The organism is Lentzea sp. HUAS12 (genome assembly GCF_024125735.1).
Taxonomy (GTDB): Bacteria; Actinomycetota; Actinomycetes; order Mycobacteriales; family Pseudonocardiaceae; genus Lentzea; species Lentzea albida.
This window is the reverse complement of record NZ_CP099738.1, coordinates 4088086-4100892: the sequence shown is the minus strand read 5'-3', so window position 1 is coordinate 4100892 and position 12807 is coordinate 4088086. Positions and strand designations below refer to the sequence as shown.

The window sequence follows — 12807 nt, the reverse complement described above, 5'->3', positions numbered from 1 at the left end:
CTAGCTCCGGTCGTCCGAGGAGGAGCCGGAGCCGTCCAGCCCGAGGTTCTCGGGCGCGTGGAGCTTGACCATCGTGCGCTGCACCCCCGCCGGCACGTGCCGTTGGGTGAGCAGCGAGACCACGTACATCACCGCGAAGCCGAGCGGGACCGTCCACGCGGCGGGGCGGGAGAGCAGGATCTCGTACCAGGCGTCACCGGTGTCGGCGAACATCGTGACGAGACCCGCGGTCAGGGCCGGGACACCGCCCGCGAGCATGCCGGCGATCGCGCCGACCGTCGTGATGCGGCTCGACCAGATCCCCAGCATCAGCAACGGGCACAACGAGGACGCGGCCACGGCGAACGCGAGGCCGACCATGTCCGCGACCGGCATCCCGGTCGACACGAACGTCATCGCGAGCGGCACCAGGCCCGCCAGCACCGTGGAGAACCGGAAGCCGCGCACACCGCCCAGCCGCAGCACGTCCTGCGAGAGCACGCCCGCGAGCGACACCACCAGACCCGACGACGTGGACAGGAACGCCGCGAAGGCGCCGCCCGCCACCAGGGCGCCGAGCAGCTCACCGCCGACGCCGTCGATCATCCGCGTCGGCAGCACCAGCACCACGGCGTCGGTCTGGCCGGTCATCAGCAGTTCGGGGGTGTAGACGCGGCCGAGAGCGCCGTAGATCGGCGGCATCAGGTAGAAGAAGGCCAGCAGCCCGAGCACGATCAACGTCGTGCGGCGCGCGGCGGTGCCGTTCGGGTTGGTGTAGAAGCGCACGATCACGTGCGGCAGGCCCATGGTGCCCAGGAACGTCGCGATGATGAGCGAATACGCCCCGTACAACGGGAAGTCCGCGCCGCTCGACATCGGCAGCGACCACATCTCGTTGGTGTTGTGCGCCATTGTGGACAGATGCGGGACCGGGGCGTCCTTCGGGAACGTGAGCTCCGCGCCCTGCGCGATGCGGTGGTAGCCCTCGCCCAGCACCAGTCCCGTGTCGCCGACCCGCACGCCGTCGACCGAGCCGGTTCCCTTGACCAGCACGGCTTTCTCGACGTGGATCGTCGTCTGGCGCTGGAACGAGACGTCGGTGTCCTGCCGGAACACCGGGAACTCGGGCTTGGTCAGCGATTCGGCGCCGTTCACCTGCCACACGATCACCAGGAACACGATCGGCACGGTGATCGCGGTGAGCTTGAGCCAGTACTGGAACGCCTGCACGAACGTGATCGACCGCATGCCGCCCGACATCACGTTCGCCGTCACGACCGCCGTGACGATCAGCGCGCCCACCCAGTCCGGCGCGCCCGTCACCGTGTTCAGCGTCAGGCCGGCGCCTTCCAGCTGGGGCAACAGGTACAGCCAGCCGATCGCCAGCGCCAGGATCGACGCGACCACGCGCACACCCCGCGAGCGGAAGCGCGCCTCGGCGAAGTCCGGCAGCGTGTAGGCGCCGGACCGGCGCAGAGGCGCCGCGACCATCGTCAGCAGCACCAGGTACCCGGCGGTGTAGCCGACCGGGAACCACAGCATGTCCGGCCCGTAGGCGAAGATCAGCCCGGCGATGCCGACGAACGACGCCGCCGACAGGTACTCGCCGCCGATCGCGGACGCGTTCCACCACGGCGAGACCGTGCGCGAGGCGACGTAGAAGTCGGAGGTGGTGCGGGAGACGCGCAGACCGTAGGCGCCGACGAGGATCGTGCCCAGTACGACGACCACCACCGCCACGATGGCATACCCACTCGTCATGGACGTTCGACCAGCTCCGCGAACTCGCGTTCACTGCGCTCCGCCTGCCGCACGTAGAACCAGCCCGCCAGCAGCAGCATCGGGCACGTCGCCACGCACAGCAGGAACCACGGCAGCCCGAGCCCGAGGACCCGGAACTTGCCGAGGTCGGGCTCGATCGCGAACAGCAGCGGCAGCAGGCCGAGCGCGCCGCACGCCACCAGGCACACCGACAGGCCCAGGCGCCGCTGCGCCCGGATCAGCGTGCGCATGTAGACGGCGCCGAGCTCGCTCTGCTCGTTGATCTCGCGCGTGCCCGAGTACGGGCGCCGTGCGCGGGGTGCCCGCGTGCGCGGGCTCGTCACCACCACGCGCTGGGTCGGTCTGGGGTCCGGCCTGGGAGGTGGTGGCGTGGTCACGACCCGAGCCCGTTCCTCGGTTGCGTGCCCCCGGTGACGGGCGCGGGCCGGGCGCGGCGCACGAGCAGTTGCCGCAGGTGACGGGCGTGCCGGCGGCTGACCGGCAGCACCGCGCCGCCGATCGTGACGCTCAGGTGCCCCTCCTCCAGGCGCAGCTCGTCGATGTGGCCGAGCGACACCAGGTGGCTGCGGTGGATGCGCACGAAACCGGCGCTGCGCCAGCGTTCCTCGAGGCCGTTCAACGCGGCGCGGACCAGGCCGCTGCCGGTCGCGGTGTGCAGGCGGGCGTAGTCGCCGTGCGCCTCCACGTACCGGATGTCGGCGAGGCGGATGAACCGCGTGACGCCGCCGAGCTCGACGGGGATGACCTCGTCACCCATCTCCGGCGGCGTGGACTTCGCGGGCTGCTGCGCGGGCGCCGGGGCGGACGGTTCGGTGGCGGTCTTCGAGTCCCAGACCTCGTGCACGATGCGGTGCACGGACTCCGCCAGCCGCTCCTGCCGCACGGGCTTGAGCAGGTAGTCGAGCGCCTTGAGCTCGAACGCCTCCACGGCCGGCTGCTGGTGCGCCGTCACGAACACGACGGGCGGCGGCTGCGCGAACCGCGACAGCACGCGGGCGAGGTCGAGACCGTCGAGCCCGGGCATGCGGATGTCGAGGAACACCGCGTCCAACGGCTGCCCGGCGTCCATCGCGCGGTGCAGCACCCGCAGCGCCTTGGTGGCGTCGGTGACCGCTTCCACGTGGGCGATGCGCGGATCGGAGCGCAACAGGTACGTGAGGTCTTCCAGCGCCGGTGCCTCGTCGTCGACGGCGAGCACCCGCAGCGAGCGCTCGAGGCTGCCACGTCGATCCGGCCCCTCGCAGATGGGGCAGGGCAGACCTGAGGTCATTCGAGATCGAGTCCAAACTGTGTGCGGCCGATCCTCACGTGGCGCGATTGGACCACGCTCGGTCATCGCGCGCCGGGTGAGCCGAGGGCGTCGGATACGCGATCATGCCCTCTCACGGAGGGTGACTTCTCGCGGGGGTCCGGTCGCAGGGCGTGTGCACGGCAGCATCCCCTCCCACCCCGTGAACCCGATTGGCCGCATCATCCGACAGGTGGGGGAGGAGCGGAAACCCTCCGATCGGGTGTCAGGAGTGTCTGACCGCCCGGGGTTGCGCGGCCAAGGCGTCACCGAGCGTGATCTCCAGCTCGATGAACGACTCCTCGGCACGACGGGCGGCCACGCTCACGGAGGCGGCGGCGGCCGGGCCGACGAGTCTGCGGGTGGGCGCGCGGAGCGCCTGGATCGCCTCCGACCACTGGTTCGAGAGCTTGGCGAGACCGCTCAGCGTGTCCACGAGCTCCTCGGTGTTGTCCGGCGGCGACGCGACGATCTCCGCCAGCCGGTCGCGCAAGGCGTCCAGTGCCGGGTCCACTTCACTCCTCCAGACGGGGCCGTGCCAGGAATTTCTGCCACTGCGGCATCACCATATCCCGGCCGTGGTGTCCCAGTGCAATGATGTTGCCCCCAACGGCTCCATGTGATCAATCGATTGCACTGTCGTCTCATATGGTTCGTCTCAACTGGCATGTCCTCATTGCCGCCGGAATGCGTCCTGTTTCGACGTTCGGATCGAATATGCGCGCTCCGCGCGGGTGAATTCGCCGGCCCCCGCGGACAGGACATGAAATCGGCCACGCGCGAGCCCGTGACAGGTACCGTTGCCAGACCTTCGAAGCCGAACGAGTGCTGCGGGAGGTCCGGGCATGACCTCGGAGCGGGCGGGCGACGCCACCAACATCGCGCGGGTGGGCGAAGCGGCCAACGTCGTTCAGGTGGGCCAGGTCCACGGCGACCTGCACGTCGGCGGCGAGACCCGCCGCGCCGCCCCGGTCGAGATCGACTCGCTGATGCGGGCCCAGGTGCTGATGGCCGAGCAGCTGCCATATCAACTGCGTGGCGCGCGAACGCCGTCGCTGTCCACCGTCTACGTGCGGCAGGACCTCGGCACCGGCGGTGACGAGCTGACCTCCGGCGACGCCCGGCCGCGGCCGATGGTCGACGGCCACGGCCAGCTCGTCGAGGTGTCCACCACCCCGCGCGTGCGGACGTCGGTGCGGCCACCGTCGCGCACGGTGCGCGAGGCGCTGGAGTCCGACGACCACCTCGTCATCACCGGGGGCCCCGGCCAGGGCAAGTCCACCCTCACCCTGAGGCTCGCCGCCGACCTCGCGCGCGGCTGGTCGGGCGGCGGCGCGGAGCAGACGACCGAACGCGTGGTGCCGCTGCGCCTGACCGCGAGAGAGCTGGCCGCACGCCTGGACGCCCCGTTCGCCGAGGCACTCGCCGCGAGCGTGCGCGCCGAGTACAACCTGCGGCTCAGGTACGCGATCGACCCGTCGCACTTCGAGGACCGCGTCTCCGGCTGCCGCTGGCTGCTCCTCGTCGACGGCCTGGACGAGGTCACCTCACCCTCCGACCGCGACGACCTGGTGCACGCGCTCGCCGGCTGGGCGGCCTCCGGCGACGTCTACCGCATCGTCCTGACCACACGCCCGATCGAGGGCGGTGTCCTGGCCCCGCTGCAACGCATCGGTGCCGTGCGCTACGAGCTGCAGCCGTTCGACGAGGAGGCGCTGCGCACGTTCGCGGAGAGCTGGTTCTCCGACGACGGCGACGCCGCCGCGAACTTCCTGCGCCAGATCCGCAAGGCCTACCTCGACGAGCTCGTGCGCGTACCCCTGCTGGCCACCATCGCGGCGATCATCTTCGAGCAACGGCGAGCGCATCCGTTGCCGGACAACCAGTACGAGCTCTACGAGGCGTACCTCCGATACCTGCGCACGGGCCACCAACGCCACCCGAGCCCGCTCGACGCGCACCGCGAGCCCCTGTTCGAACACCTCGGCCTGGTCCGCGTGGACGCCGACACCTCGCTCCTGGACGCCGCCCGCGCGTGGGCGACGCGGCACGTCCCCGGCGACTGGCAGGACGACCTCGTCCGCTTCCTGACGGCGGTGGGCCCCTTCACCCTGCGCGCCGACGACGTCCAGTTCCTGCACCACAGCTTCGCCGACCACCTGGCCGCCACGGCGAAGGCCCGCAGCCTCCCCGCCACCTTCTCCGCGGAGCACAACGACTTCGCCCACCTCCTGCACGCGGCGCGCCCGCGAGAACACGGCCGCCACGCCCGCCGCGTCCTGCTCCACTACGGCCGCCTGCACCCGCCCCAGGCCGACGAACTCCTCCGCACCCTCGACGCCGGCGACTCCGAACAACACCTCCTGGCCGCCCGCCTGCTGGCAGGCCACCTCCCCGCCTCCCCGGGCGTGACCGAGGCCTTCCTCACCACCGCCCGCGCCTGGGCCATGACCACGCACTACAACGCCTACGACATCCTCGCGGGCGCCAGCCGCGCCACCCACCACCCCGGCCTGCCCGACTGGCTGGCCGACCTCATGAACGACCCGCGTGCGCCCTGGACGAGCCGGGCCGAGGCGGCGGCCGCGCTGGCCACCCGGTTGCGGGGCCGCCACGAACAGGCCGCGCTCGCCTTGCTGCACACGGTGGTCAGTGACCTCGAAGGCCACGCGGGGAACAGGCTGGTCGCGGCCGAGGCCCTGTCGGACTGCGGGGAGGACCAGCGGGCAGCGGCGGAGCAGGCCTTGCGCGGGATCCTCGCCGATCCCCTGACAACAGCACGCGAACACCGCGACGCCGCACTCGTCCTGGCGTCTCTGGGAGGTAGCGCCAGGGTTCACGCCACCGCCGTCTTGGTGGCCACGCTGAACGATCCCGAATGCCCACCGGAACGGTTGATCGAAGCGGCCGACGCACTCACGCAGATCACCGCGGAACACGCGGACCTTTGCGGGGATGTCCTCGTGAACATGCTGCGGATCACCTGGACGATCTACGGCAGGGAACCTCTCCGAATCGCCGCCGAAACGCTCGCCTCACTCGGACCTGGGCACGCCGCCGCGGGTATCCACGCCCTCATCGATCGAGTCACCGACCTCAGGTTGTACCGGTCGGAGAGAGCCGCCGCGGCCTGGGCTCTGACGAGGATCAGGCCGTCCCACCGGGCACTGGCGATGAGGCATCTCGAGACCATGTCGCAGGAAGCCGATGTCCGGCCCTACCAGCTGTGGCAGATCGGCGAGATGATGGCGAAGTGCGGCGGGGAGTGCAGGGAGCAGGCCGCAGATCTTCTGCGCCGGACGTCTGACAGCGCCGCCACTCCTCTCAACGCGCTCCTCTGGACGGCACGGAACCTGTGCAGGATCGGCCCCGACCACGAGCCGGAGGCGGTCGGCCACCTGACGCGGCTCAGCAAGGCGACCGGCCAGCACGCCTCGGTGGTCTGGGAACGCGAACGGGCGCTGGGCGTGCTCGCGGCGTTGGGAGGGGCCCGTCGTGTCGACGCGGCAGCCGAACTGTGGGCGACCGTCGTGGACAGCTCGGTCGACCTGAGGCGGCGCGACCTGGCCGCTTACGAGCTCATCGAGCTCGGACCCGAGTTTCACGCGGAGCTGATTCCTCATCTTCGCGACATGGCGGTGCAGCGGTTCCACCTGGAAGTGGGGATCTCGGCTTGGCAGAGCCTCGCCAGACTGGACACCGGCTTCCGTGCGGAAGCAGCCAAAGCACAAATGCGGCCGATTGTGACCTCGGAGGAGGACGATCGTTGGCCTCCCGGTGGGTTGTGGTTCAACAGAATGGTCCTCGACGACCGCGAGGCCGCGTCGGGCGCACTGCTCCGGCTGCTCGAGAACGATGACAGGGACGAACAGTGGCGTGGCTGCGCCGCGCGCCTTCTCGTGATGTTCGGACACACCTTTCACCGCGCTGTGGTGCGCGTGCTCATCGGCCTCATCAGGTCGGAATCGTTACCCCGGGTGTACCTGGATGAATGGTTGCGGGAGTTCGCGGATCTGGCGGAGGTGTTCCGCAGGGAGATCGCCGAGGCACTGCGCGACGTTGCGCTGTCGGAGGACAGCTCAACTGCGGTGGTGGTGAACACCGTTGAGGGGATCCAGGCGCTGGGTCACCTGGACGGACCAGAGCTCGCCGCGGTGCTGCGACCGATCGTGTTCGACCGGATCGCCGACATCGGCGACCGCTTCAGGGCAGCTGTCCTGCTGGCACACCTGCAGCCGGAACACGCCGACGCCGCGGCCGACACCCTGCTCCAGGACTTCCGGGAGAGTCGGAACTGGTGGCGAATCGATCTGTGCAGCCTCGTGGCGCTCGGAGCTGATCCGGTTCCGAAGCTGCGGGCACTCGCCACCGACGTAAATGCTCCGGTCCGGCACCGGCTGCGTGTTGTGAGCGCGCTGGACACGCTGAACCGGAACGAGGTGCCGGAGTCCCTCCTCCAGGGATTCGCCCATGACATGTGGCTGGAGCACGGGATTCGTTCAGATGCGCTGGAGGTCCTGGCTTTGCATGATGACAGGGAAATCTCCGGGGTTGTGCGCCTTCACGAGCGCATACGCGACGATCGAACACAAGCGACGGCCGAACGCTGTGAATCGGCGTACCGCGCGCATGAACTGGACCTGACCACCACCTCCGCGGCTTTGACCCTGTGGCGCGACGTCGCCACGAATCCGGAACGCACCTCTGCGGAAAAGGTGTCAGCGGTACGGTTTCTGAAGCGCATGACCTACTCGATCACAGCGGCCACGGATTTCCTGGCGAGGTCCATCATCCAGGACCCGGCGTGTGGCGACGCCGAGGTGAAACTCGCGCTCGAGTGCCAGGAACGCAAGAGCAGACTGAGCCGGCAGCGGCAGGTGCTCGCGGACCGCTCCATCGCGGTGGAGCACCGGCTGCCGACTCTCGACCGCCGGTTCTACCTGCCACTGCGGCCCGAGACGGAAGCCATGGTGCGCGATGTGCTCGCCGCGCCCGAAAGCACCCACCGCGACCGCGTCGCGGCCGCCGCCGGTCTCGCCGTGCTGTCCTCGCGCTTCGTCGGTGAAGCCGCCGACCTGCTGAGCGGCCTGGGGTGGAAGGGCCAGGAGGAACTGGCCAAGCTCGGCCCCCGCTGGAGCGCGCAGGTCCGCGCCGCCGCCAGGGCCGTCGCCGACGACGAGACCCAACCGTGGCGCGAGCGGTGGAAGGCTTCGCGGTTCGACTGGACCGTGGAAGGGCGTTCAGCCGAGCAGCGGATGGAACGGGCCGAGGCGAGAAGCGAGATCGGCACCCTGCGGAAGCTGCTGGCGGATCCGAGGCCTGCGGTCCGCTGGCGTGCGGCGAAGCGGCTGCGGGAGTACGACTTCGCCGACCGGGTGGCCGCCGCGGCGGTGCTGGAGGCGATCGGCGGAAGCCCCGCGACCAGGGCCGCACTGCGGTGGCGGGCGGGGGTGGAGCTGACCCGGTTCGGGGAGATGGGACGCGAACGGGGAGTCGCGGTGCTCCACCTCGTCATGGGCGACGAAGAGCTGCCGGTGACTGCGAGAGCCGAGGCCGCGACCGTCGTGGGCAAGATCAGGCCCGACCTGCGCGCCGAGGTCGTGAGGTTCCTGCGGAGTCTCCGAACCCACGACGAACTGCGACGGATCAGGCTGCATCAGCTGTTGGGCGTGTTCGAGCCGGAGGACGGCGCACGGGCACTCCAAGCCATGACCGGGGCAGGCCCGCCGCTCGTGCGGATCAGGGCCGCCGAGGCCATGCTCGGCCTGAGGCGCGATTACCGCGAACGGGCTGCGGTCACCGCGCGAGACGTGATGCAGGACGACGGCGCGCCGTGGCACGTGCGCCGCAGAGCCGCCCGCGATCTCGCGCGGTGGAGCGACCTCGCGCTGGAGGAGGCCCGGGCCTGGCTCAGAGCCTGCCGACGTCCGTGATCGTCACGACGGCCTCGCCCAGTTCGTCGGACGCGGCCAGGTCGACCTCGGCGTTGAAGCCCCAGTCCTTGTCGCCGGCCGGGTCCTCGAAGATCTGGCGGCAGACCCAGCGCTCGCGCTCGACGTTGATGATCAGGAACGCCGGGCCGCGCGCGTTCGGGCCCGCGCCGATGTCCGAGTGCTCCTCGAAGTACGGCTCCAGCGCGTCCATCCACTCCTTGGCGGTCCAGCCCGACTCGTGGTCGAGCTCGCCGAGGGAGTACCAGTCGCGCTTGGCGGCCAGTTCGACGCGGCGGAACAGGGCGTTGCGGACCAGGACGCGGAACGCGCGGACGTTGCGGGTGACCGCGGGCGGGAGGTCGACGCGGACCTCCTCGACCGGTGCGTCGGGGTTGGTGAGCTTCTCCCACTCGTCGATCAGCGACGAGTCGACCTGGCGGACGAGCTCGCCGAGCCACGAGATCAGGTCCTGCAGCTCCTCGGTCTTCGCCTCGTCGGGCACCGTCTGCGACAGCGCCTTGTAGGCGTCGGCCAGGTACCGCAGCACCAGGCCCTCGGAGCGCGCCAGACCGTAGAACGACACGTACTCCGTGAACGTCATCGCGCGCTCGTACATGTCGCGCACGACGGCCTTGGGGGACAGGTGGTAGTCGCCGACCCACGGGTGGCCGCGGCGGTAGGTGAAGAAGGCGGCTTCCAGCAGTTCGTTCAGCGGCTTCGGGTACGTGACCTCGTCCAGCAGCTCCATGCGCTGGTCGTACTCGATGCCGTCGGCCTTCATCGCGCCGATCGCCTCGCCGCGCGCCTTGTGCTCCTGCGCGCCCAGGATCTGCCTCGGGTCGTCCAGGATGGACTCGATCACCGACAGCACGTCCAGCTCGTAGCCCGGCGCCTCGCGGTCGAGCAGTTCGATCGCGGCCAGCGCGAACGGCGACAGCGGCTGGTTCAGCGCGAAGTTGAACTGCAGGTCCATCGTGAGGCGGAAGTCGTCGCCGTCGCGTTCCACGACACCCGCGGCGACCAGCGCCTTGTACATCGCCAAAGCGCGCTTGATGTGCCTGAGCTGCTTCGGGCGGTCCTCGTGGTTGTCCTCCAGCAGGTGCCGCATGGCCTGGAACGCGCCACCGGCGGGCCGGCCGATCACGTTCAGCAGCATCGCGTGCGAAACCTGGAACGACGAGGTCAGAGGCTCGGGCTCGGCGCCGACGAGCCGTTCGAACGTCGACTCGCTCCACGACACGAACCCGTCCGGGGCCTTCTTGCGGACGACCTTGCGGCGCTTCTTCGGGTCGTCGCCCGCCTTCGCGAGCGCCTTGATGTTCTCGACCTCGTGCTCGGGCGCCTGCACGACGACCGTGCCGACGGTGTCGTAGCCCGCGCGGCCCGCCCGCCCGGCGATCTGGTGGAACTCACGGGCCTTCAAGATCCGCGTGCGCGTGCCGTCGTACTTCGAGAGAGCCGTGAACACGACCGTGCGGATCGGCACGTTGATGCCGACGCCGAGGGTGTCCGTGCCGCAGATGACCTTGAGCAGACCGGCCTGCGCGAGCTGCTCGACCAGGCGGCGGTACTTCGGCAGCATGCCGGCGTGGTGCACGCCGATGCCGTGCCGGACCAGCCGCGACAGCGTCTTGCCGAACCCCGAGGAGAAACGGAAGTTGCCGATCGTGGAGGCGATCTCCTCCTTCTCGGCCTTGGTGGCGACGTTGACGCTCATCAGCGACTGCGCGCGCTCCAGGGCCGCGGCCTGCGTGAAGTGCACGACGTAGATCGGCGCTTCACGGCCGTGCAGCAGGTCTTCGATCGTCTCGTGCAACGGCGTGGTGACGTACTGGAAGTTCAGCGGCACCGGGCGCTGCGCCGAGCGGACCACGGCCGTCGGGCGGCCGGTGCGCCGCGTGAGGTCCTTCTCGAAGAACGAGACGTCGCCGAGCGTCGCCGACATCAGCAGGAACTGGGCCTGCGGCAGCTCGACGATCGGCACCTGCCAGGCCCAGCCGCGGTCGGGCTCGCTGTAGAAGTGGAACTCGTCCATCACGACCTGGCCGACGTCGGCCGCGGCGCCGTCGCGCAGCGCGATGTTCGCGAGGATTTCGGCGGTGCAGCAGATGATGGGCGCCTGGTCGTTGACCGAGGCGTCGCCGGTCATCATGCCGACGTTCTCCGGCCCGAAGACCTCGCACAGCGCGAAGAACTTCTCCGAGACCAGCGCCTTGATCGGCGCCGTGTAGAAGCTGCGCTGGTTGCCCGCCATCGCGACGAGGTGCGCGCCGATGGCCACCAGGCTCTTGCCCGACCCCGTGGGCGTGCTGAGGATGACGTTGGCCCCCGAGACGAGCTCGATGACCGCTTCCTCCTGCGCCGGGTACAGCGCCAGGCCGCGCTCGGTCGCCCAGTGGGAGAAGGCGTCGAACAGTTCGTCTTCGTCGGCGATCGAGGTGAGCCGGTCCGTGAGTGCAGTCATCGCAGGTGAACTATAGGTGGTACGCGTATTCGGTGAACTCCCAGTCGGTCACGAACCGCTGGAACCGGGCCACCTCCTCCCACTTGAAGTCCACATAGGACCGCACGAAGTCCTTGCCCAGCACGTCGACCATCGACGTGTCCTCCTCCAGGTAGGCGAGGGCGTCGGGCAGCGTGGCGGGCAGCGTCGGGGCCTTGGACGGGTCGTAGCCGTACCCGGCGGACGGCCGCGGCGGCTCGATCTGGTCGCGAATGCCCAGGTAGGTGGCGGCGATGAGGCCCGCGATGCCGAGGTACGGGTTCGCGCTCGCGTCGCCGAGCCGCAGCTCGAGCCGCGTGGTCTCGCCGCGTTCGGCCGGCACCCGCAGCATCGCGCTGCGGTTGTCGAGGCCCCAGTCGATCAGCCACGGCGCGAGCGAGTCGGGCCCGAACCGCTTGTAGGAGTTGACCGTGGGGTTGAGCAGCGCGGCGAGCGCGGGCGCGTGCTTGAGGATGCCGCCGATCGCCCAGCGCGCCTCGTCCGACAGCCCGCTCGACGTGCCCGCCGCCTGGAACGCGTTGCGGCCGTCCTTCTCGTGGCACGAGAGGTGCAGGTGGAACCCGCTGCCGCCGCCGTCGTTGAACGGCTTGGCCATGAACGTCGCGAGCCGGCCTTCCCGCCTCGCGAGCTCCTTGACGCTCGTCTTGAACCGGAACGCGCGGTCGGCCGCGTCCATCGCCGGCGAGTGGACGAGGTTGATCTCGAACTGGCCACCGGCGTACTCGTGGTTGCCGCCGGTCGTCTGCAGGCCCGCGCTGCTGAGCGTGCGAAGAGTTCTCAGCAGATGACCGTCGGAATCACCGCGGCGCCCCGTCGCGTAGACGTTGCCGGGCTCGTCGCAGTACGGACGCCACCCGTTCGGGCGATCTTCGTCGGGTTCGCAGAGAAAATATTCCAGCTCGGGACCGATCACGGGGGAGAGCCCCGTGGTGTCGAATATCTCCAGCGCCCTTCGGAGCACCTGGCGCGGCGATTCGTCCACGGGTCTTTCGTCCGCGGGGCTCACCGCGTCGCCGATGCACCACGCCACGCCCGGTTCCCACGGGATCGGGAGCAGCGTGTCGAGGTCGGGGACCACGATGACGTCGGGCAGCCCGGCGTCCAGCACACCCCCGTTCTCGGTGGTCTTGCCGCCCGGGGTCGTGCTGTAGACGGCACGGCAGAACGACAGCCCGCGCTGGGTAACCGCAGGTAGGTGCTCTACCAGGACGTCACGGCCCCGGTCGGTGCCGAGCAGGTCGGGGAAGACGACGCGCACCACGTCGATCCCGTCCTCGCCGAGTCTTGCCGCGAGTTCCCGTGTCACCTGTTCACCGGCCACG

The 12807-nt window shown here is 69.9% G+C and carries 7 protein-coding genes; 1 reads left to right on the top strand and 6 read right to left on the bottom strand.

The annotated features are described in order from the left end of the window. The 4 genes from ND450_RS18015 to ND450_RS18000 form a co-directional block, all read right to left on the bottom strand. Positions 1-1740 carry a cation acetate symporter gene (locus ND450_RS18015; protein WP_253327240.1) on the bottom strand — a complete coding sequence of 580 codons (1740 nt, stop codon included), beginning with the start codon at positions 1738-1740 and terminating at the stop codon, positions 1-3. Then, positions 1737-2138, bottom strand: a complete 402-nt coding sequence (locus tag ND450_RS18010; RefSeq protein WP_089926327.1) for a hypothetical protein — start codon at positions 2136-2138, stop codon at positions 1737-1739. Before ND450_RS18010 ends, ND450_RS18015 begins: the two co-directional genes overlap by 4 nt. Beyond that, on the bottom strand, positions 2135-3031 hold the full coding sequence (locus ND450_RS18005) for a LytTR family DNA-binding domain-containing protein (protein WP_253327239.1): 897 nt from the start codon (positions 3029-3031) through the stop codon (positions 2135-2137). Before ND450_RS18005 ends, ND450_RS18010 begins: the two co-directional genes overlap by 4 nt. Before the next feature lie 244 nt (positions 3032-3275). Further along, on the bottom strand, positions 3276-3563 hold the full coding sequence (locus ND450_RS18000) for a hypothetical protein (protein ID WP_089926332.1): 288 nt from the start codon (positions 3561-3563) through the stop codon (positions 3276-3278). Positions 3564-3894: 331 nt separating this feature from the next. Here ND450_RS18000 and ND450_RS17995 point away from each other — a divergent pair, with 331 nt between their 5' ends. Further along, a complete protein-coding gene (locus ND450_RS17995) occupies positions 3895-8982 on the top strand; it encodes an NACHT domain-containing NTPase (RefSeq protein WP_253327238.1) in 5088 nt (1695 codons plus the stop codon). Here ND450_RS17995 and ND450_RS17990 read toward each other — a convergent pair. Further along, on the bottom strand, positions 8960-11446 hold the full coding sequence (locus ND450_RS17990) for an RNA helicase (protein WP_089926335.1): 2487 nt from the start codon (positions 11444-11446) through the stop codon (positions 8960-8962). The genes ND450_RS17995 and ND450_RS17990 overlap by 23 nt on opposite strands. A gap of 10 nt (positions 11447-11456) precedes the next feature. Continuing rightward, positions 11457-12806 carry a glutamine synthetase family protein gene (locus ND450_RS17985; protein WP_253327237.1) on the bottom strand — a complete coding sequence of 450 codons (1350 nt, stop codon included), beginning with the start codon at positions 12804-12806 and terminating at the stop codon, positions 11457-11459. Position 12807: the final 1 nt, after the last annotated feature.